Below are 20,294 nucleotides of genomic sequence, written 5' to 3' on the forward strand. Positions count from 1 at the left end.
CCCCTAGGGGAGGCTTGGCGCTGTGCCGGCTGGCCGTCGCGGTGGCCAGCGGCGTTGGACTTACATGCTGCCGTGGAAGGTGCGGTTGATCACGTCCAGCTGTTGCTCGCGCGTCAGCTTGACGAAGTTCACCGCATAACCGGACACGCGGATGGTCAGTTGCGGGTACAGCTCCGGATGTTCCATCGCGTCCATCAGGGTTTCGCGCTTGAACACGTTGACGTTGACGTGGAAACCGCCGGCGTCGGAGAAGCCGTCCAGGCAGTTGGCCAGGTTGGCAACGCGTTCTTCTTCGCTATGGCCCAATGCGTCCGGGGTGGCGGAGGCGGTCCAGCTGATGCCGTCCAGCGCGGCTTCATACGGCAGCTTGGCTACCGATGCGCCTGCGGCGACAAAGCCTTTCACGTCGCGGCCGTTCATCGGGTTGGCGCCCGGGGCGAACGGTTCGCCGGCGCGGCGGCCGCACGGGGTGTTGCCGGTTTTCTTGCCGTACACCACGTTGGAGGTGATGGTGAGCACGGACTGAGTCGGCATCGCGTTGCGGTAGAAGTGCGGCTGGGCCTTGATCTTGTCCATGAAGGTTTCGGTCAGCCATACCGCGATGCTGTCGGCGCGGTCGTCGTTGTTGCCGTAAGCCGGGTAGTCGCCTTCGATCTTGTAGTCCACCGCCAGGCCCGCTTCGTTGCGGATGATGTGCACTTTGGCGTGCTTGATGGCGGACAGGGAGTCGGCGGCCACGGACAGGCCGGCGATGCCGCAAGCCATGGTGCGCAGGATGTCGCGGTCGTGCAGCGCCATTTCAATGCGTTCGTAGGCGTACTTGTCGTGCATGTAGTGGATGCAGTTCAGCGCCTTGACGTAAGTGGCGGCCAGCCAGTCCATCAGCAGGTCGAACTTGGGCATCAGTTCGTCGTAGGTCAGCACGTCGCTCTTGATCGGCTCAAAGCCCTTGGCCACTTGCACGCCGGACTTTTCATCCACGCCGCCGTTGATGGCGTAGAGCATGGCTTTGGCCAGGTTGGCGCGGGCGCCGAAGAACTGCATTTGCTTGCCGATGCGCATCGCGGACACGCAGCAGGCGATGCCGTAGTCGTCGCCCCAGTGCGGACGCATCAGGTCGTCGTTTTCGTACTGGATGGAGCTGGTGTCGATGGACACTTTGGCGCAGAAGTCTTTGAAGCCGCGCGGCAGCTGGGTGGACCACAACACGGTCAGGTTGGGTTCCGGCGCCGGGCCCAGGTTGTACAGGGTGTTGAGGAAGCGGAAGCTGCTCTTGCTCACCAGGGTGCGGCCGTCTTCGCCCATGCCGCCGATGGATTCGGTCACCCAGGTCGGGTCGCCGGAGAACAGTTGATCGTATTCCGGGGTGCGCAGGAAACGCACGATGCGCAGCTTGATCACCAGGTCGTCGATCATTTCCTGGGCTTGTTCTTCAGTCAGCGCGCCGGAGGCCAGATCGCGCTCGATGTAGACGTCCAGGAAGGTGGCGACGCGGCCGAAGGACATGGCGGCGCCGTTTTGTTCTTTCACGGCGGCCAGGTAGGCGAAGTAGGTCCACTGCACCGCTTCGCGGGCGTTGACGGCCGGGCGGCTGATGTCGAAGCCGTACTTGGCGGCCATCTGCTTCAGTTCGTCCAGCGCGCGGAATTGTTCGGACAGTTCTTCGCGCAGACGCAGCACGTCTTCGTTGAAAACGGCGTCGTCCAGCTCATGGAATACTTTTTGGCGTTCGGCGCGCAGGAAGTCGGTGCCGTACAGGGCCACGCGGCGGTAGTCGCCGATGATGCGGCCGCGGCCGTAGGCGTCCGGCAGGCCGGTGATCACGCCGGATTTACGCGCGGCCATGATGTCCGGGGTGTAGGTGTCGAACACGCCCTGGTTGTGGCTCTTGCGATAGTGGGTCCACACGTCCTTGATGACCGGGTCCAGCTTGAAGCCGAAGGCTTCCAGGCCGTTCTCAACCATGCGCAGGCCGCCGTTGGGCATGATGGCGCGCTTGAGCGGCGCATCGGTTTGCAGGCCGACGATGACTTCGCTGGCTTGGTCGATGTAGCCGGCGTCATGCGCGGTGATGGAGCTGCCGCGGTCAGCGGCTACGTCCAGCACGCCACGGGCGCGTTCTTCTTTCAGCAACTCGCTCAGGGTGTCCCACAGCTTTTGGGTGCGCGCGGTAGCGGGCGCCAAGAAGCTGGCGTCGCCTTCAAACGGCTTGTAGTTCAGCTGGATGAAGTTGCGGACATCCACCTTGCTTTGCCATTCACCGCCGGTGAAATCGCGCCAGGGGTTGGCTTGAGTCGCGTCACGATTCAGAGCATCCATGTGTGCCTCCTAGTAACTATCAGTAAATGTTGAGTACTGAACATATTGTACATTCGGTTTCGAAAAAAATCGTTTGATAAAGATCAACTGCCGCAGACTAAAACGCGCATGCGGCCCCGCCCGAGGCGGCGGCAAAATCTCTTAAAAAACGCTTTATTTTCAATACCATGAAAAACCACATCAACACGCCGTCATTGTAGCCGGCGCATTACATTCGAAAACGAACATCAAACACTCGTTCCAAGCGCCGCCGCGGCCGGTTTTGCGGCTTCGCGCCGCGCCGGCAGGGTGTGGCGCTCCAGCAGGTAAACCACCAGGCCCACGCCCAGCGCGCCGCCGGCGATATTGCCCAGGGTGGCCGGAATCATATTGTGCAGGATGGCGGCGGCGTCCAGGCCTTGCATGCCGTGCAGCAGGGCCAGCGAGAAGAAGGCCATATTGGCGATGCTGTGCTCAAAACCGGAAAAGAAGAACACGAAGACCAGCAGCAGGATCATCAGCATCTTGGCGGCGTCGCCGGCCATGCGCAGCGGCACCCATACCGCCAGACAGATCACCCAGTTGCACAGCGCGCCCTTCCAGAAGATTTCCCAGCCGCCGGCGTGCACTTTGTGCGCGGCCACATTGAACAGCAGGTGGTCGGCCGGCAGGCTGCCCATGCCGCCGGCGCCGGCGAACACGGCGGTAAACAGCAACACGCCCAGCAGATTGCCCAGGTAGACCAGGGTCCAGCTGCGCAGCAGGTTGCAGACGCGGCAGTCGCCGCTGAGCACGCCCACGCTGAAGTACATCACATTGCTGGTGAACAGCTCCAGCTTGCAGACGATGATGCTGACCAGGGCCACGCCGAAGAAGCCGGCCACGGCGATGTAGTAGCCGGGGGAGCCGACGGCGAAGAAGACCTGGCCCAGCTTGAGGCTGACGCTGAGCACCACGGCGATCAGCGCGCCGGCCATGCCGGCGCTCAATAGATAGCGGCCGGGGTGCTGACGCAGCACGGTCTGTTTGGCGGCGGCTTCTGCCGCGACGTAGGCGAGTGTGGAGGCGTGATTCATGTTTTTCATTTCGCGAGCTTGGGCAACGCCGCCAGCCGCGGGTCCATCTTGATGCAATGCCTATCAACTGCTGATGCCGTTTTCAGGTTTTGCCGGATTTTGCCCGGCCCGGCCTGCTTCCGGCATTGGCTTGGTTGGCTGTCATCCTTGATTGGTTCCCGCGTCTGCGCTTGCCCTGATTGTTGATTCACGAAAATTTTATGTTCGTATTGCATCATTGTTGTTTGATAACTATCAAACGCAAGCCTTTCCTTGGCACGCTTTCGCTCAAGCCTTTCTTTTTACAACATGCCCGGCAATGGATTTGCCGTCTCAGCCGCGGCTCAGCCGCCGGCTCTCCTTAGATCCGGTTCAAAGCCTGTCGCGCTTTACAAGACGCGGCGCGGCGAGCGCCGCTTCGAAATGCGGACGCACCGCGCGCGCATCCCGCTTTCTCAGCGGTTTCCGCCCTGTCTCGCTCCGGCTCGCTAGACGTTGACAGCCTATTGCCTAGCCATTCAAGAGCCGCCGCGCCAGGCGGGACGCGGCGCAGCAATCGCGGCTTGAGGACGCGCATGCGTCCCTGGCGCATTCCGCCCTTGAGACCGCCGCGCCTGGCCTTGCCCCTAATCGCGCGGTCTTGAACCGCTAGCGCGGCCAAGCAACCCTGGTGCCGCGTGCGCCGACTTGAGCGATTCCCGTAGCGCCGGCGTTGGCGCGCCTTGCTTCAGCCGTAAAACCTGAGCGTGTTTGGCGCTCTTAAGAGGCGGTTCGCCGCCTGCCGCGCGTCAGCGGGATGGTCAGAGCGAGGCCTTGAAACCGGCTTCAGAGCGCCCATGCGCCCCTTGCGTATTCCGCTTCTTCGGCGGCAAGGCCTTGCCTCGTTCTTGCTCGAGAGACTTTGAACAGGCTCTTAGGCGGATGGCAAGCGCGATAATAAACAATGAAAAACATCATATAAATCATATGGATAATAGAAAAACGATCGTTTGAACGCTAGCGACATGTTGGAAACCAACCAAATAATGTTCGTTTTGAAATATTTTTGTTCGTTTTCGAAAACGATTTGGCTGCTCAGATTTCATATTATGATACTCCACCGCCCGCTCTCGGCTCTGCTGATATAGCAAATGTCTTGACGCAAGCGGCGGCGCCCAGCGCCTCTCCCCCATCCCCGCCCCCAGACGTCAAAACCGAATTAATTCATTTTATTCATCAAGTTACCCAGCAAAAACCGGATGGGCAAACCACTCGCCGCAGCCAAGTACCCGTGCCGCCGCGCCAGCGGCAACCATGCCATTGGCGTGTTCCTTCCCGCTACAACTGCCTCGAACTATTTCGCAAAGTCGATGCGCTTTTTCAAGCAAGCGCTCGATTTCACTCAGCAACAATCAGCAAAGCAACAAGAAAACAAAGCAATCCGAAAATTGGAAGATTCTCAAAAAATGCGCGCTTTCTAGCCATTTTTTCAATAAACATAGATATTTTGTAGTTTTTTAAACCAAAACAAAGCAATCGTCATGATATTGATAAGACATCTACAGCAAATAGCAATTGTTCGGATGTTCGTTTTGCTTCAAAATAAAGTTGATTAGAATCAACTGATGTTCTGAAAGGTGTAACCCTCGCAGTACAACTGCCTATACCATGCACATCAATGAAGCCGTGAATCACTAATCAGCGGTTCCAGCTACTGACCAAAAGTCTAGCAAGAGATGAAAACGGCGCGCCGCCGGGCGGCACGCCAGAACGATTACCCCATTTGTCTTTAATGAAGGCCAATATCATGTCTCAAGCCGTTTCCACCCCCCTGCCCAAATCAGGCGCTTCGTCCTCCTGGACCAAGCAAGATACCGTCTGGATGTTGGGTCTGTACGGCACCGCCATTGGCGCCGGCACCTTGTTCCTGCCCATCAACGCAGGCATTGGCGGTCTGTGGCCGCTGATCGTCATGGCGCTGCTGGCCCTGCCGCTGACTTTCTTCGCTCACCGCGGCCTCACCCGTTTCGTACTGTCCAGCTCCAAGCCGGGCGCCGACATCACCGAGGTGGTGGAAGAGCACTTTGGCGTGGGCGCGGGCAAGCTGATCACCCTGCTCTACTTCTTCGCCATCTACCCCATTCTGTTGGTGTATAGCGTAGCCATCACCAACACCGTGCAATCCTTCATGGTCAACCAGCTGGGCGTGTCCGCTCCGCCGCGCGCCATCCTGTCGCTGATCCTGATCCTGGGTCTGATGGCCATCGTGCGCCTGGGCGAGAAGATGATCGTCAAGGCCATGAGCGTGCTGGTTTACCCCTTTGTCGCCTGCCTGATGCTGCTGGCGCTGTACCTGGTTCCGGAATGGAACAGCTCGGCCATCCAGCAAGCCGGCAGCCTGGGCGACGCCCTGTCCCACGGCGCGTTCTACAAAACGCTGTGGCTGGCCATCCCGGTCATGGTGTTCTCCTTCAACCACTCGCCCATCATTTCGTCCTTCTCGGTTGACCAGCAGAAGCTGCATGGCGACGCCGCTGAACCGGCCGCCGGCCGCGTGCTGATCCGCGCTCACATCATGATGGTGCTGTCGGTGATGTTCTTCGTGTTCAGCTGCGTGTTCAGCCTGTCCCCGGCCGACCTGGCCGCTGCTAAAGCGCAGAACATTTCCATCCTGTCTTACCTCGCCAACCACTTCCGCAACCCGGTGATTGAATGGGTGGCTCCGCTGATCGCCATCGTCGCCATCAGCAAGTCCTTCCTGGGTCACTACCTGGGCGCCAAAGAAGGCTTCAACGGCCTGATCATCAAGCAACTGCGCCAGAGCGGCAAATCCATCGAAACCGCCAAACTGGACCGCTTCACCGCCGTGTTCATGATCATCACCACCTGGGCCGTGGCCACCTTCAACCCCAGCATCCTGGGCATGATCGAAACCCTGGGCGGCCCGGTGATCGCGATGCTGCTGTTCCTGATGCCGATGTACGCCATCGCCAAAGTGCCGGCCATGAAGAAATACTCCGGCGCCGCCAGCAACGTCTTCGTGGTTCTGATCGGCCTGATCGCCATCTCCGCCATCTTCTACGATCTGTTCGCCTGATCGCCCTTCTCTGACAGCCCGGCCGGTTACGGCCGGCTGGGCTCCTCAGCATCAAGCCAAAGTATCAAGCCAAGAGGTAAGCAATCATGTTCAGCATGACTGATATCTACAAAATCGGCGTCGGCCCCTCCAGTTCCCACACCGTCGGTCCGATGAAGGCCGGCCACCAGTTCCTGGGCTCGCTCAAGGAAACCGGCCGTTTCAACCAAGTCACCCATGTTCACGTCGACTGCTACGGCTCGCTGGCCCTGACCGGCAAGGGGCATTGCACCGACCACGCCATCATCCTGGGCCTGGCCGGCAATCTGCCGGACACCGTGGACCCGGAACAAACGCCGGCCCTGATCGCCGATGTGGAAAAAACCCGCCAGCTGACGCTGGGCCGCACGCATCAGCGCGTGGGCTTCGACATGGATTTCCACACCGCCAACCTGCCGATGCACGAAAACGGCATGCAGATCCACGCCTTTGTCGGCGACGAGTGCGTGCTGACCAAAACGTATTATTCGATCGGCGGCGGCTTCATCGTGGACGAGGAGCATTTCAATCAAAGCTCCTGCAGCGACACCCCGGTGCCTTATCACTTCCTCAGCGCGCAGCAGATGATGGATATGTGCGAGGAAACCGGCCTGTCCATTTCCGCGCTGGTGATGGAAAACGAAAAAGCCTTCCATGAGGTCAAGGACGTTCAGCAGCATTTCGCCAAAGTGTGGGATGTGATGAAGACCAGCATTGACCGCGGCATGCGCACCGAGGGCAATCTGCCCGGCCCGATGCGGATTCCGCGCCGCGCGCCGGCCTTGCACCGGATGCTGACCAGCTCCTTGCAAGTGGCCAAGGACCCGATGAGCGTGATGGATTGGGTCAATATGTACGCGATGGCGATGTCGGAAGAAAACGCGGCCGGCGGCCGCGTGGTCACCGCGCCCACCAACGGCGCCTGCGGCATCGTGCCGGCGGTGCTGGCCTACTACAACCACTTCATCCAGCCGCTGGACGAGGACAGCTGCCTGCGCTTCTTCCTGTCTTCCGGCGCCATTGGTTGCCTGTTCAAGCTGAACGCGTCGATCTCCGGCGCCGAGGTGGGCTGTCAGGGCGAGGTGGGCGTGGCTTGTTCCATGGCCGCGGCCGGCCTGACCGAGTTGATGGGCGGCAGCCCGTCCCAGGTGTGCATGGCGGCGGAAATCGCCATGGAGCACAACCTGGGCCTGACTTGCGACCCGGTGGGCGGCCAGGTGCAGATTCCCTGCATCGAGCGCAACGCCATCGCCGCGGTCAAGGCCATCAACGCCGCGCGCATGGCCATGCACCGCGTCAGCAGCCCCAAGGTGTCGCTGGACAAGGTGATCGCCGCCATGTACGAAACCGGCAAGGACATGGACGCCAAGTACCGTGAAACCTCCTGCGGCGGCCTGGCCCTGCAGATCGTGACCGAGAGCAAGGTGGCGCCGACCCAGGCCATCCGCTGGGTGAACGACGCGGCCTGAGCTTAGGCCAGCCGTCAAAAGACAACGCCGCCGGGGCAAACCCGGCGGCGTTTTTTTTGCCCGCGGCTCAGGAGGTCCGCAACTGGCCGTGCGCCGCCTCCGCCAACCTCCCCAGCTCATCCCGCGACAGGCCGGCCGACAAGGCGTAGGCGAAGCGGCCGTCCCACCAATAAAACACGTTGACCGGCCCCTGGCTGGCGAAGCGGAAGCCCGCGTCGCGGCGCGGCGCGGCGGTGGTGGCCACGTACAAGGTCATGCGCTGGCCGGCGGCGTTGTGATACATGAACTGGGCCACCGGCCCTTGTTCGCCCGGCAACAGCCGGCCGCCGATCAACTCATAGCCTTGCGCGCTCAACAGCGGCGGCTTGACCCGGCTTTGCAGCCGTTTGGACAGCCAGGCCACCAACTGGTCCTGATGCTCGGCGTCGATTTCCACCGGCCGCTTCACGTCCGGGCTGTACACCACATGCGCCATCGCCGCCAAGCGCGGCAAAGGCTCCTGGCCGTCCGCCGCCGCCACCCACTGCGCAGCCGGCGCTTGCAGCTGACCGCGCAGCAACCAGCCGCCGCCGCCGCCCAGGGCCAACATCAGCACGGACGCGGCCGCGCCCTGCCACCACGGCACCCGCCACCCTCGCCGCAACGGAGCCGGCGGCGGCAGCGCGGCGGCCAGCAGGCGCGGCGGGACGGGCTCTCGCAAGGCCGGCTCGAACAAGGCGCCGATATCGTCCTGCAAGCGGCGGTAAGCCCGCAGCCGTTCCCGCGCCTCCGGATGGTTGTCCAGATAGGCTTCCACCGCCGCGCGCCGCTCCAGCGGCAAGGCGTCGTCCAGATAAGCCTGCAATTCCTGTTCCGTGACCGTTTCCATCATGCTCCTCCTCCGGCGGCCGGCGCGGCGCCCGCCTCCATCAAACCGCGCAAGCGTTCGCGCCCCCGGCTCAGCCGCGACATCACCGTGCCCAGCGGAATGTCCAAGGTCGCCGCAATCTGCTGATAGCTCATGTCCTCCAGCGCCAGCAGCAGCAACACGGCGCACTGCTCCTCCGGCAGCCGGGCCAGATTGGCCGCCAGCTCGCGCAGCGCCAGGCCGCGCTCCTGCGGCGCGTCCACCTTCAGCTCGGCCATATCCTCCGACAGCGGCTGCCGCCTGGCGCCGTAGCGGCGAAAGTCATCGATATGCTGCCGGTGCATGATGCCGAACAGCCAGGGGCGCAAATCGCGGTCTTCCCGCCATTGCCGCCACTTGCGCCAGGCTTGCTCCAGCGTGTCCTGCACCAGATCGTCCGCCGCGCCCTGATCAAACACCAGGGCGCGGGCATAACGCCTCAGCCGCGGAATGCAATCCACCAGCAGACGGTGGAAGCGCTGTTGGGCGGCCTCGCTCATCCAGCGGCGGGGGCCAGCACCCGGACAATGGCCTTACGCGTCAAATCCACCTCCGCAATGCCCAGATCTTCGTTCAACACCCAGGCCTTGCCGCTGTCCCGGCTGAAGCTGATGGCCTGACGCGGCCCGCTGAAGCCGGTGATTTCCCCCACCGCTTCGAACGCCGGCAAGGACACCACGGTCAGCGAGTGGCTCTTGAGGTTGCCGGAATACAGGAAGCGCCCGTCCGGCCGCAAGGCCGCGCCGTAAGGTTCTTGCCCCACTTTCACCGTCTTGATCACGGTCCGGCTGGGCACATCCACCCAGGACAGCGTATCCGCGCCGCTATTGGCGGCGAACACGCTGCGGCCGTCGCCGCTGACGGAGATGGCGCGCAGCTTGTCGAAACCGCCCACCTCGGCGCGGGTCTCCAGCTTGGCCGCGTCCACCAGGGTGATCTTGTCGCCCAGGAAGTTGGTGACGAACACGGTGCCGCCGTCCGGCGATACCTTGATGCCCTGGCGCGGCTGGGCGAAACCGGTCAGCACTTTTTCCACCTTCCATTGCGGCAGGTTCACCACGGTCAGGCTGCCGGCGGCCTGATTATTGACGTAGAGCCGGCTGCCGTCCCGGTTCAGCGCGGTGCCGAAAGCCCCCGGCCCGATGGCCAGGCTGGCTTCCCGCGTCCAACTGCCCGCGTGCCAGCGCTCCACCACGCCCTTGCTGCTGTCGGAGACGTAGAAGCGCTCCCCGTCCGGGGAAAACACGATATTGCGCGGCGTGACGAAGCCCGGCAGTTCGCGCAGCAGCTTGCCGGCGCGCAAGTCATAGGCCAGCAGCGTGCCGCGGGAGCTGTTGCCGGCCAGGGCCAGCGTTTCCGCCGGATTGACCGCCAGGGTGTTGTTGCGGATTTGCGGATCGAAAGCCGCCGGCTCCTGCGCCCAGGCCAAGGGCGTCGACAACGCCGCCAACAGCAGTGCCGCCCTCGCTTTAACGCGCCACATGCCATACCTCCTTGAAGCCGTCGCCGGCGCGCTCGCCCGGCTTGCCGTCTTTGGCGAAACGGTACAAGGGCTTGCCTTGATACGCCCACTGCGTCTGGCCGTCGTCGCGGCGGACCCGGCTGAAACCCTCCGGCGCGCTGTCCTCGGCCGCCGCCAGCAAGGGCGGCCACAGCGCCGCGCAAGCCTGATTGCACGCGCTGCGGCCGCTGCCGGCCGCATCCTTGTCGAAGACGTACAGCGTCATGCCTTGCGCGTCCACCAGCGCGCCGTCGCGCCGCGACGCCGCCTCCCCGGCCAACGCGCCCATGCTCAGCGCCGTCAGCGCCACCGCCATCCATGCTTTCATCGCAGACTCCTCCCGTTGTAGAACACGCGGCGATTACCGGCCCTCATCTCAAGGCCTGCGCGCCGCGGCGCTCCATCTTGACGAAACCGCCGACCATTCGGCGTTCAGTACGGGGTATACGGACGGACGGCGCGCTTTATTCCCGCCGCGACGCGTTTTTTTCAGTTCCTGCCGCCAAACCATGAAAAAACCGCCGGTTTCCCGGCGGTTTTGTGTGAATGGCCGTCAGCGCTTAGGCCGGCGCCATGCCCACCCAGCCTTGCGGGATGGACTCCAACAGCTTGCGGGTATAGCTCTGCCGCGGCTCGCGGTAGATCTGGTCCGCGTCCGCCTGCTCCACCACCTCGCCCTTGTTCATCACCATCACCTGGTCGGAGATATGCTTCACCACCGCCAGATCGTGCGAGATGAACAGATAGGACAGGCCGTATTCGTCCTGCAGGTCTTGCAGCAGGTTCAGCACTTGCGCCTGCACCGACACGTCCAACGCCGACACCGATTCGTCGCAGATCAGCACTTCCGGCTTCAAGGTCAGGCAGCGCGCGATGGCGATGCGTTGACGCTGGCCGCCGGAGAATTCGTGCGGGTATTTCTGCAGCGCCCCGGCCGGCATCCCCACCTTGTCCAGCAGTTCCTGCGCCAGCTTGCGCCGTTCGCCGCCGTCGCGGCCGATGCCGTGCAGCTGCATCGGTTCGCTCAGGATCTGCTCCACGGTGAAGCGCGGGTTCAGCGAGGCGTAGGGGTTCTGGAAGATGATCTGGATGCGCCGCTTATAGGCGTGGAAGGCCTTGGCGTCCATGCCCAGCAGGTCCTGGCCGTGGAACAGCGCCTGGCCGCCGCTGGCCTGGTGCAGCCGCACCAGGGTTAGCCCGACGGTGGTCTTGCCGGAGCCGGATTCGCCGACGATGCCCAGGGTTTTGCCCTTGGCCAGTTTGAAGGACACGTCCTTGACCGCGTGGAACTGGCGCTTGCCGAACAAGCCTTCGCGCACATCGAAGGATTTGCTCAGCCCGCGCACGTCCAGGATGATTTCGTCGTCGTCCCGGTAGCCGCGCTCGCGCTGCGGCGGTTCCACATAGCCGCCCGGCTGCAGGAAGTCGTCGATCACCGCCAGCCGTTGCGGCCGCCGGTCCAGGTGCGGGCGGCAGGCCAGCAGCGCCTTGGTGTAGGCGTCCTGCGGCGCGTCGAAGATTTGCTGCACGCTGCCCTGTTCGCGGATTTCGCCGTGACGCATGACGATGACTTCGTCGGCGAACTCGCCCACCACGCCCAGATCGTGGGTGATGAACAGCACCGCCATATCGTGTTTCTTCTGCAGGTCCGCGATCAGTTGCAGGATCTGCTTCTGGATGGTCACGTCCAGCGCGGTGGTGGGTTCGTCGGCAATCAGCAGCTTGGGTTCGCAGGCGATGGCCATCGCGATCATCACCCGCTGCTGCTGGCCGCCGGACAGCTGGTGCGGGTAGCTGTCCACCTTGCTTTCCGGTTCCGGCAGGCCCACTTCGCGCAACAGTTCGATTGCGCGCCGGCGCGCGGCGCGCCGGCCGAGCTTGGCGTGCAGCAGCAAGGCTTCCATGATCTGCTCGCCCACGCTGAACACCGGGTTCAGCGAGCTCATCGGCTCCTGGAAGATCATCGCGATGTCTTTGCCGCGCAGCGCCCGCATCTCGGCGCCGCCGGCCTTGAGCAGATCCCGCCCTTGCAGCAGGATCTGGCTGTCCGGGTGGATGCTGGCGTGTTGCGGCGACAGCAGGCGCATGATGGCCATGGAGGTCACCGATTTGCCGGAGCCGGATTCGCCCACCAAGGCGACGGTGCGCTTGGCCGGGATGTCGAAGCTGACGCCCTTGAGCGCCTGGAAATCGCCGCCGTTCTCCTGACGGAACGCCACTTTGAGGTTGCGCACCGACAGCAGGGTCTGGTTCTGAGTCATAGTCTGTTCTCCCCGCTCACTTCGCCGCCGCGCGCGGGTCCAGCGCGTCGCGCAGCGCGTCCACCAACAGGCTGAAGGCGGTGACCAGCAGCGACATGGACAAGGTAACCGCCAGCATTTGCCACCAATAGCCCTGGATCAGCTCGGTGGGCGCTTCCGCCAGCATCGATCCCAGGCTGACCTGGCGCACGCCGACGCCGAAGCCGAGGAAGGACAGGATGGCTTCGTACTTGATCAGCGCCACGGTGAGCAGGGAAAACTGCACCAGCAGCAGATGGGAGATATTGGGCAGGATGTGGACGAACATCTTGCGGGCGTTGCCGGCGCCGATGGCGTCCGCCGCCTGCACGTATTCGCGGCCCTTGAGCTTCAGGTATTCCGCGCGCACCAGGCGGAAAGTGCCGGTCCAGCTGGTCAGCGCCATCACCGCGACGATGGTGGTGATGCCGCGGCCGGAGACGGCGGCGAAGGACAACAGCAACAGCATGTCCGGCACCGAGGTGAACACGCTGTAAAACCAGCCCAGCGCGTCGTCCACCCTGCCGCCGAAATAGCCGGCCGCCGCGCCCAGCGCGCAGCCCACCAGCAAGGCCGACACCGCGCCGAACACGCCGACGAAGATGGAGGTGGAGGTGCCTTTCAGGGTTTTCTCTATCACGTCGCGGCCGCGCAGATCCGCGCCGAAGGGCAAGGTGGCGCGCTTGGCCGGCGCGGCCTGCGCGTATTCGCCCGCGTGCTGCCGCGCCTGTTGCAGCTCCTGGCCTATCGGGTCTTCCTCCGGCGTCATGGTGACGATGGGGGCGGACGCCTGGGCGGGCTTGGCCGGCTCCGGCGGCAACACGTCGTCGGCGGAGGCCTGCACCCAGCTGGGCGGCGCGTAGGGCACGGCGATTTCGTCGGTCCAGCCGCCGCCCACCAGATTGAACCAGCCGCCGACGGCCAGCAGCAGGTAGACCGCCACGATCCACAGCGAAACAAAGCCCACTTTCTTGCGTTTCAGCCTTTGCCAGCCCAGCGCCCACAAACCGCGCGACGGGGCGGCCGGCGCGGCGCCGGCGCCATTATGCAATGTCGTCATTTCCAGCCCTCTCTCACTTGAGCTGCACGCGCGGGTCGATCAGCTTGTAGACCAGATCGCCCAGCAGATTGAACACCATGGTGGCGATGGCGATATAGATGGTGATGGCCTTGATCACCGGGAAATCGCTCTTGTTCACCGCCATCACCACCTCGTTGCCCATGCCGGGAATGCCGAAGAAGCTTTCCAGCACCAGCGCGCCGATCAACATATAAGGCAGCGACATCATCACGCTGGTCACCACCGGGATCAGCGCGTTGCGCAGCACGTGCTTGAGCATCACCGCGCGTTCGGACAGGCCCTTGGCGCGCGCGGTGCGCACGTAGTCCTGGCCGATTTCCTCAACGAAGAAGCTGCGGTAGAAGCGGATGTCCGGCCCCAAGGACACCATCAGGCCCATCAGCAGCGGCAGCGGCACGTAGACGAAGAGATTGACCCAGAAGGCATCCCCCCAGCCGCGCACCGGGAACCAGCCCATTTTGAAGGCCAGGAAATACTGGCCGGCGATGATGTAGACCAGCGCGCTGACCGACATGGCCACGGTGCAGGCGATGGTGACGATGTGGTCGGTCAGGCCGCCGCGGAAATAAGCGACCAGCGCCGCCAGCGGGATGGCGATCAGCAGGTCCACCACCAGCATGGCGCCGGTCAGCGTCAAGGACGGGCCGACGCGGCTGCCGATGATGTCGGCCACCGGCTGCTGGGTGGACCAGGAGGTGCCGAAGTCCAGCGTCAGCACCTGTTTGACGAAGATCCAGAACTGCTGCGGCAGGCTCTGGTCCAGGCCCAGCTGGGCGCGGATATTGGCCAGCACGTCCGGCGTCAGGTGCTTGCCGGCCAGCACCAGCGACGGATCGCCGCCCACCAGGGTGAACAGGGTGAAAACCAGCAGCATGACGCCAAACAGGGTTGGGATCATCTGCAGGATGCGACGGATGATAAAAGCGGACATGATGTTCTCCTCGCCTGCCGCTTACTTCTGCACGTCCAGGAAACGCCAGATGTAGTTGTAGTTGGGATGCAGCTTGGCGCCGCGCACCCAGGGCTGGATCAGCGTGTTGCGGAAACGGGTGTCGCTGAAGGCCCAGGGCGTGTCCGCCATCACGATCTTGTTCATCGCGTCGTACAGCCGGTTGCGTTCCGGGCCGTCCTCCAGATTGCGGGATTGCTCGTACAGCCGGTCATAGCGCGCGGACTGGTAGCAGGCGTAGTTGACGCCGCCGGTATTGGGGCCGTACAGCAGCTGGACGAAGTTTTCGCCGTCCGGGAAGTCCGCGATCCAGGCCGCGCCGTTCATGCCGAACTTGCATTCGCGCTGCGCCTTGATCTGTTCGTTCCACTGCATCACGCGGAAGTCCACGCGCACCTTGATCAGATCGAAGGCTTTCTGCCAGTACTCGTTCCATTGCTTGTCGATGGCGGTGGGGCCGGTCAGGAAGTCCACCACCATCGGCGCGCCGTTTGGCTGGCGGCGGTAGCCGTCCGCGCCCTTTTTGTAGCCGAAGCGGTCCAGCAAGGCATTGGCCAGCGCCGGGTTGTAGGGGAAGGCGCCGCGGAAATCCGGATTGTGGCCGGCCACATTGGGCGGCACCACGTACTGGACCTTGACCGCCTGGTTGCGGCGGATGTCGCGTATGGTTTCGTCGGTGTTGAAGGCCATGGTGATGGCGCGGCGCAGCGCGATCTTGTCCTTGCCGTAGCCGCCCACCACCGGGTCTTTCATGCCGAAGGCGTAGAAGGTGATTTCCTCGTCCAGGCTGCGCAGCAAGCGGACGCCCTGGCGCTGGAGATCCGGCTTCAGTTCCGCCCGCCACGGATTGCCCGGGTCCATGCGCAGCAGCTGCCGGATCAAGGGCTGGGGAATGCCCACCAGGTCCAGCTCCGCGCTCTTGAACGCCAGCCAGGTGGGCTGTTCCTCCTGGATCACCGACACTTCGATGCGGCCGATCTGCGGGTAGCTTTTGCCGTTCATCTCGCGGGCGACGCGCTGGTCTTCCGGATTGTCGCCCGGCGGGTAGTTGAAAGTCTGCTTACGGAAATGGGGGTTGGCCACCAGCGAGATGTGGGTGCCCGGCTGCCATTTGGCCAGCATATAGGGACCGGTGCCCACCGGGTGGGCGTTGGTGTTGCTGCCGTAAGCCTCCACCGCCTCGCGCGCCTGGCCTTGCACAAAGGGCGCGGCCAGGATGTATTTCAGCGCCGGGTACGGCTGGGTCAGCTTCAGTTGCAGGGTATAGCGGTCCAGCGCGCGCACGCCGGCCACCGGCGCGTCGTAGTTGATCTTGCCGCCGGCGGGCTTGGCCCAGGCGTCCAGGCCGACGAATTTGCCGGCCACCAGATCGCTGATCGGCGAGGCGACCGCCGGATCGATCAGCCGCTTGAAGGCGTAAACGTAGTCTTCCGCCGTCAGCTCGCGCTTCTTGCCCTTGAAGGCCGGGTCCGGCGCGAAGTACACGCCTTTTTTCAGGGTGAAGGTGTAGGTTTTGGCGTCGGCGCTGACCGTCGGCATGGCGGTGGCGACATTGGGCACCACCTTGACCGGCCGCGCCAGGTAGTCGAAGGTCAGCAGCGGGTCGAAGATGTGTTCGATGATGGCGCCGGAGTAGATGTCCGAGGTCTTGGACGGGTCGAAACCGGTCTCCGGCGCGTTGAAGGCCACATGCAGCACCTTGTTCATGTCGGCGGCCTGCGCCGACATTCCTCCCCACGCCATCAGCGCCAGCAGCGCGCATCGCTTCAGGCTCATGATTTTCTCCTTTGTTGTCGCTTCGGCCTGGCGTCTTGCGCCGGCCCGCTTATTATGTCGCCGTTCTAGCGGCTCTTAGAACGTGTTTACGATCTCGCGAGCTAAGGCGAGACAAGGCGAAAACGAGCGAAAAAGCGGAATGTACACGTGGTACATGAGCATTTTGAGCTTGGTTTCAACGCCCATTTCTATCCATCCCGCCGACGCGCGGCAGATCGTAAACAGGTTCTTAACACTCATGAACAAGGTGCGCCGGCGCTGCTTGTTGACAAGCGGCGGCGGCGACGCCATCGTAAAAGTATCCCTTCAAACCACCTCAGGCGGACGCCGTCTCCCCCCGCCTGGCACATTGCTCAGGAGCGCCTCATGAAAACAACGCTAGCGCTGTCCCTGCTGGCCGCCAGCCTGCTGACCGGCTGCGCCACCCAGGCGGGTTACGCGCAAAAGGTCTACGGCTGGCAAGGCCGCGACGTCAACGAGATGCTGGCGCAATGGGGCGCGCCCACCAGCCAGCTGACTATGCCCAACGGCAATCAGCTCTACACCTACCGCAGCGCCTACAGCCAGGAAATGCCCTATCAGGGCGGTTTCTACAACTACCCCTGGGGCTTCAGCGGCGGCGGCTCGGTGTATTACCGCTGCACCACCAACTTCGTCGCCGATCCCAAAACCCATACCATTCAGTCGGTGAGCTTTGAGGGCAATGACTGCGTGGCGCCCCCTAAAAATTAAACACCGTCCTCGCCAAAAGAAAGAGCCTGCGCAAACGCAGGCTCTTTTCGTTTCAATGTTCGGCCGCCGGCTGGTGCGCCGGCTTGCCGCCCAACAGGCGGCGTACCCGGCTGCGCAGGCCGTCCAGATAGGTGTAGACCACCGGCACCACGATCAGGGTCAGCACGGTGGAGGTCAGCAAGCCGCCGATGATGGCGTGCGCCATCGGCCGGTTGCTCTCCGAACCGTCGCCGGTGCCCAGCGCCAAGGGCAGCATGCCGAAGATCATCGCCAGGCTGGTCATCATGATGGGGCGCAGCCGCACCCGGCCGGCCTCGACGATGGCCTGGTTGCGCTCCATGCCTTCGCGCCGCGCCTGGTTGACGAAGTCCACCAGCAGGATGCCGTTCTTGGCGGCCAGGCCCATCAGCATGATGATGCCGATCACCGAGAACATATTCAGCGTGGAGCCAAACAGATATAGCGAACAGAACACGCCGACGAAGGCCAGCGGCAAGGCCATCATGATGGTCACCGGCAGCGTGAAGCTGCGGAACTGCGCGGCCAGGATCAGATAGATGAAGATCACCCCCAGCGCCAAAGCCTGCACCGCGTAGCCCAGCGATTCCTGCATGTCCTTTTGCTGGCCGCCCTGCACCAGCATCACGCCCGGCGGCAGCTTCAGGCCTTCCACCAATTGATGCACCTCGGCGGAGACGGTGCCGGCGTCGCGGCCTTCGATATTGGCCAGGATGGTGATCTCGCGCATCATGTTGACGCGCTTGATCTGGCGCGGGCTGATGCCCTGCCGGGTCTCTATCAGCGAGGACAGCGGGATCATATTGGCCGCGCCGTGCGCATCCGGCCGCCCGGCCACGGTCAGCGCGTCCAGCAGCTCCTGACGGCGCTCGGACTTGGGCACCCGCAGCTTGACGTCGTAGTTTTCGCCGTCCGGCGCTTCCCAAGTGGTGACCGCGTTGCCGGCCAACAGGATGGACAGAGTCTTGCCCACGCGGGCCAGGTCCACGCCCAGACTGGTGGCGGCGTCGCGCTTGAGCACCAGGTTCAGCGCCGGGTCGCCTTCGCTGAGGTTGGATTCGATGTCGCGCACGCCGTGGATCTTGCCCAGCCGGCGCATCAGGTCTTCGGACACCGCGCTCAGTTCGCGCAGGTCGCTGCCGCGCAAGCCCACCTTGACAGGCTTGCCCTGCTGCTGCTCGTTGGCCACGGATTTGATGGTGACGCCGGCCACCGGCAGCACCCGCGCGCGCGCGTCGGCGATCACCTGGCCCAGGGTGCGCTGGCGGCTGTTCTTGTCGCCGATGTCCACCGTCACCGAGCCGTCGTTCTTGCCGGCGCCGAAATTGCCCTCGCCCACATTCATCGAGATCGACTTGATTTCGGGAATGCCCTTCACCGCCGCCGCCAGTTCATGGCCCTTGGTGGCGGTGTATTCCAGCGCCGATCCGGGCGCGGTCTGGTAGCTGATGGTGAATTTGCCGCTGTCGCGCTCCGGGATGAACTCGCCGCCGATGCCCGGCACCAGCGCGAAGCTGGCGACGGTCAGCAGCAAGGCCGTGCCCAGCACGGTCTTGCGGTGGGCCAGCGCCCAGCGGATCACGCCGACGTAACGCTCCGACAACCGGTCCAGCGAGCTTTCGAAGGCGTCCAGCATCCGCCCCAGCGGGCCGAGATGCTTGTCGCCGTGGTGGTGCGGATCGTGCCAGATGGAGGACAGCATCGGGTCCAGCGTGAAACTGACCAGCATGGAGATCAGCACCGCCACCGCCACGGTCAGGCCGAACTGGTGGAAGAACTTGCCGATGATGCCGCCCATGAAGCCCACCGGCAGGAACACCGCCACCACGGTCAGCGTGGTGGCCAGCACCGCCAGGCCGATTTCATTGGTGCCGTCCAGCGCGGCCTGATAATGGCTCTTGCCCAGGCCGGCGTGGCGCACGATGTTTTCGCGCACCACGATGGCGTCGTCGATCAAGAGGCCGATGGACAGCGACAGGGCCAGCAGGGTCAGCATGTTCAGGGTGAAGCCGAACATCTGGATGGCGAACAAGGTGCCGATCAGGGACACCGGCAGGGTCAGGCCGGTGATCACGGTGCTGCGCCAGCTGCCCAGGAACAGGAAGACGATCAGCACGGTCAGGCCGGCGCCTTCCAGCAGCGTGGATTCGACGTTGTTCAGCGACTTCTTCACGTCCTCGGCGGTGTCGTAGGTGTAGCGCACCTGAACCCCGGCCGGCATCTGGTTCTTCAGCTCCGCCACCCTGGCCTTGACGCCCTCGGCCACTTCCACCACGTTGGCGCCGCGCGCGGCGCGCAAGTCCAGCGACACGCCGGGCCGGCCGTCTATCAGCGAGATGCTGGACTGCTCGGCCTCGGTGTCGGCCACGGTGGCGATGTCCTCAAGCCGGATGGGTGCGCCGTTGCGGTAGCCCACCGCCAGTTGCGAGAAGTCGTCGGCGGATTTCAATTTACCGGCAACGCGGATCGCCCACTCCTTGCTGACCGCCGATACCGAGCCGGCGGGGAAATCCTGGTTGGCGGCGCGCAGCGCGTCGGCCACGTCCTGCAGGGACAGGCCGGAGGCCTCCAGCCGCACCGGGTCCACGTCGACGCGGATCTCGCGGCGCACGCCGCCGATCAGCTTGACGTCGCCGACGCCGGCCACCATCTGCAGCCGCTTTTTCAACACCTTGTCCACCCAGGTGGTCAGTTCGCGCGGCCGGGTCTGGTCCGAGGTCAGCACCAGGGTCAGCATGGGGTTGTCGTTGGGGTCCACCTGGGACACGGTGGGCGCGGAGATCTCGCGGCGGAACTGGCCCTGGATGGCGCCTATCTTGTCCCGCACGTTCTGCACCGCCGACACCGGATCCACCGACAGCTCGAACTCCACCACCACGGTGGAATTGCCTTCCATGGAATAGGAGCGGATTTCCTTGATGCCGTTGATGGTGTTGACCGCCTCTTCCACCGGCTTGGAGATTTCGCTTTCCACCACTTCCGGCGAGGCGCCCGGATAGTCGGTGGACACCAGGGCGATGGGGAAGCGGATGTCCGGCATTTCCTCCACCGCCAGCCGCTGCCAGGAAAACAAGCCCAGCACCACCAGCGTCATCATCAGCACGGCGGCGAAATAGGGGTTGCGGACACTGATTCGGGTCAGCCACATGCTGCGCC

General features: G+C 63.5%; 16 protein-coding genes. 4 read left to right on the forward strand and 12 right to left on the reverse strand.

Features of this window, described 5'->3' with window-relative positions; translation table 11 throughout:
- Window positions 1-60 precede the first annotated feature (60 nt).
- The 3 genes from pflB to AB1Z25_RS13065 all read right to left on the reverse strand — a co-directional run bounded on the left by pflB (window position 61) and on the right by AB1Z25_RS13065 (window position 3,592).
- The gene (gene pflB, locus AB1Z25_RS13055) at window positions 61-2,319 is read right to left on the reverse strand and encodes a formate C-acetyltransferase (protein WP_107800127.1); all 2,259 of its coding nucleotides are present in this window, start codon (window positions 2,317-2,319) and stop codon (window positions 61-63) included.
- Window positions 2,320-2,546: 227 nt separating this feature from the next.
- A complete protein-coding gene (locus tag AB1Z25_RS13060; protein ID WP_227107763.1) occupies window positions 2,547-3,374 on the reverse strand; it encodes a formate/nitrite transporter family protein in 828 nt (275 codons plus the stop codon).
- 5 nt (window positions 3,375-3,379) lie between these two features.
- Window positions 3,380-3,592, reverse strand: a complete 213-nt coding sequence (locus tag AB1Z25_RS13065) for a hypothetical protein (protein WP_107800125.1) — start codon at window positions 3,590-3,592, stop codon at window positions 3,380-3,382.
- A 999-nt stretch (window positions 3,593-4,591) separates the two neighbouring features.
- Here AB1Z25_RS13065 and AB1Z25_RS13070 point away from each other — a divergent pair.
- The 3 genes from AB1Z25_RS13070 to AB1Z25_RS13080 all read left to right on the forward strand — a co-directional run bounded on the left by AB1Z25_RS13070 (window position 4,592) and on the right by AB1Z25_RS13080 (window position 7,916).
- Window positions 4,592-4,813 (forward strand): hypothetical protein, encoded by a 222-nt coding sequence (locus AB1Z25_RS13070; RefSeq protein WP_486635420.1) that lies wholly within the window; start codon window positions 4,592-4,594, stop codon window positions 4,811-4,813.
- A gap of 326 nt (window positions 4,814-5,139) precedes the next feature.
- Entirely contained in the window at window positions 5,140-6,429 is a 1,290-nt protein-coding gene (locus tag AB1Z25_RS13075) for an HAAAP family serine/threonine permease (protein WP_486635421.1), read from the forward strand.
- A gap of 86 nt (window positions 6,430-6,515) precedes the next feature.
- Window positions 6,516-7,916 (forward strand): L-serine ammonia-lyase, encoded by a 1,401-nt coding sequence (locus AB1Z25_RS13080; RefSeq protein WP_107800124.1) that lies wholly within the window; start codon window positions 6,516-6,518, stop codon window positions 7,914-7,916.
- 67 nt (window positions 7,917-7,983) lie between these two features.
- Here the strand turns inward: AB1Z25_RS13080 and AB1Z25_RS13085 are convergent, their stop codons facing one another.
- The 8 genes from AB1Z25_RS13085 to AB1Z25_RS13120 form a co-directional block, all read right to left on the reverse strand.
- Window positions 7,984-8,784: an anti-sigma factor family protein gene (locus tag AB1Z25_RS13085; RefSeq protein ID WP_486635422.1), complete on the reverse strand. Its 801-nt coding sequence runs from the start codon at window positions 8,782-8,784 to the stop codon at window positions 7,984-7,986.
- The gene (locus AB1Z25_RS13090) at window positions 8,784-9,302 is read right to left on the reverse strand and encodes an RNA polymerase sigma factor (protein ID WP_486635423.1); all 519 of its coding nucleotides are present in this window, start codon (window positions 9,300-9,302) and stop codon (window positions 8,784-8,786) included. Before AB1Z25_RS13090 ends, AB1Z25_RS13085 begins: the two co-directional genes overlap by 1 nt.
- The gene (locus AB1Z25_RS13095) at window positions 9,299-10,285 is read right to left on the reverse strand and encodes a YncE family protein (protein WP_107800121.1); all 987 of its coding nucleotides are present in this window, start codon (window positions 10,283-10,285) and stop codon (window positions 9,299-9,301) included. Before AB1Z25_RS13095 ends, AB1Z25_RS13090 begins: the two co-directional genes overlap by 4 nt.
- The gene (locus tag AB1Z25_RS13100) at window positions 10,272-10,631 is read right to left on the reverse strand and encodes a COG4315 family predicted lipoprotein (protein ID WP_486635424.1); all 360 of its coding nucleotides are present in this window, start codon (window positions 10,629-10,631) and stop codon (window positions 10,272-10,274) included. Before AB1Z25_RS13100 ends, AB1Z25_RS13095 begins: the two co-directional genes overlap by 14 nt.
- A 232-nt stretch (window positions 10,632-10,863) precedes the next feature.
- Window positions 10,864-12,564 (reverse strand): ABC transporter ATP-binding protein, encoded by a 1,701-nt coding sequence (locus tag AB1Z25_RS13105; protein ID WP_486635425.1) that lies wholly within the window; start codon window positions 12,562-12,564, stop codon window positions 10,864-10,866.
- 16 nt (window positions 12,565-12,580) lie between these two features.
- Complete coding sequence (locus AB1Z25_RS13110; RefSeq protein ID WP_486635426.1) at window positions 12,581-13,642, reverse strand: ABC transporter permease; 1,062 nt, start codon at window positions 13,640-13,642, stop codon at window positions 12,581-12,583.
- Window positions 13,643-13,655: 13 nt separating this feature from the next.
- The gene (locus tag AB1Z25_RS13115; RefSeq protein ID WP_107799538.1) at window positions 13,656-14,594 is read right to left on the reverse strand and encodes an ABC transporter permease; all 939 of its coding nucleotides are present in this window, start codon (window positions 14,592-14,594) and stop codon (window positions 13,656-13,658) included.
- 21 nt (window positions 14,595-14,615) lie between these two features.
- Window positions 14,616-16,388, reverse strand: coding sequence for an ABC transporter substrate-binding protein (locus AB1Z25_RS13120; protein ID WP_486635427.1), 1,773 nt, complete (start codon window positions 16,386-16,388; stop codon window positions 14,616-14,618).
- A 366-nt stretch (window positions 16,389-16,754) separates the two neighbouring features.
- Between AB1Z25_RS13120 and AB1Z25_RS13125 the strand changes: the two genes are divergently transcribed.
- Entirely contained in the window at window positions 16,755-17,120 is a 366-nt protein-coding gene (locus AB1Z25_RS13125; protein ID WP_081551307.1) for a hypothetical protein, read from the forward strand.
- Between the two features lie 52 nt (window positions 17,121-17,172).
- Here the strand turns inward: AB1Z25_RS13125 and AB1Z25_RS13130 are convergent, their stop codons facing one another.
- On the reverse strand, window positions 17,173-20,286 hold the full coding sequence (locus AB1Z25_RS13130; protein WP_486635428.1) for an efflux RND transporter permease subunit: 3,114 nt from the start codon (window positions 20,284-20,286) through the stop codon (window positions 17,173-17,175).
- Window positions 20,287-20,294: the final 8 nt, after the last annotated feature.

This window comes from Chromobacterium sp. HL1, from assembly GCF_057418835.1.

Bases quoted from the DNA above. Each gene is read 5' to 3' on its own strand.
- AB1Z25_RS13085 (WP_486635422.1), bottom strand. From the start codon at position 8,784: ATGGAAACGGTCACGGAACAGGAATTGCAGGCTTATCTGGACGACGCC.
- AB1Z25_RS13070 (WP_486635420.1), top strand. From the start codon at position 4,592: ATGGGCAAACCACTCGCCGCAGCCAAGTACCCGTGCCGCCGCGCCAGC.
- pflB (WP_107800127.1), bottom strand. From the start codon at position 2,319: ATGGATGCTCTGAATCGTGACGCGACTCAAGCCAACCCCTGGCGCGAT.
- AB1Z25_RS13080 (WP_107800124.1), top strand. From the start codon at position 6,516: ATGTTCAGCATGACTGATATCTACAAAATCGGCGTCGGCCCCTCCAGT.
- AB1Z25_RS13115 (WP_107799538.1), bottom strand. From the start codon at position 14,594: ATGTCCGCTTTTATCATCCGTCGCATCCTGCAGATGATCCCAACCCTG.
- AB1Z25_RS13110 (WP_486635426.1), bottom strand. From the start codon at position 13,642: ATGACGACATTGCATAATGGCGCCGGCGCCGCGCCGGCCGCCCCGTCG.
- AB1Z25_RS13105 (WP_486635425.1), bottom strand. From the start codon at position 12,564: ATGACTCAGAACCAGACCCTGCTGTCGGTGCGCAACCTCAAAGTGGCG.
- AB1Z25_RS13130 (WP_486635428.1), bottom strand. From the start codon at position 20,286: ATGTGGCTGACCCGAATCAGTGTCCGCAACCCCTATTTCGCCGCCGTG.
- AB1Z25_RS13095 (WP_107800121.1), bottom strand. From the start codon at position 10,285: ATGTGGCGCGTTAAAGCGAGGGCGGCACTGCTGTTGGCGGCGTTGTCG.
- AB1Z25_RS13120 (WP_486635427.1), bottom strand. From the start codon at position 16,388: ATGAGCCTGAAGCGATGCGCGCTGCTGGCGCTGATGGCGTGGGGAGGA.
- AB1Z25_RS13125 (WP_081551307.1), top strand. From the start codon at position 16,755: ATGAAAACAACGCTAGCGCTGTCCCTGCTGGCCGCCAGCCTGCTGACC.
- AB1Z25_RS13090 (WP_486635423.1), bottom strand. From the start codon at position 9,302: ATGAGCGAGGCCGCCCAACAGCGCTTCCACCGTCTGCTGGTGGATTGC.
- AB1Z25_RS13065 (WP_107800125.1), bottom strand. From the start codon at position 3,592: ATGATGCAATACGAACATAAAATTTTCGTGAATCAACAATCAGGGCAA.
- AB1Z25_RS13060 (WP_227107763.1), bottom strand. From the start codon at position 3,374: ATGAATCACGCCTCCACACTCGCCTACGTCGCGGCAGAAGCCGCCGCC.
- AB1Z25_RS13100 (WP_486635424.1), bottom strand. From the start codon at position 10,631: ATGAAAGCATGGATGGCGGTGGCGCTGACGGCGCTGAGCATGGGCGCG.
- AB1Z25_RS13075 (WP_486635421.1), top strand. From the start codon at position 5,140: ATGTCTCAAGCCGTTTCCACCCCCCTGCCCAAATCAGGCGCTTCGTCC.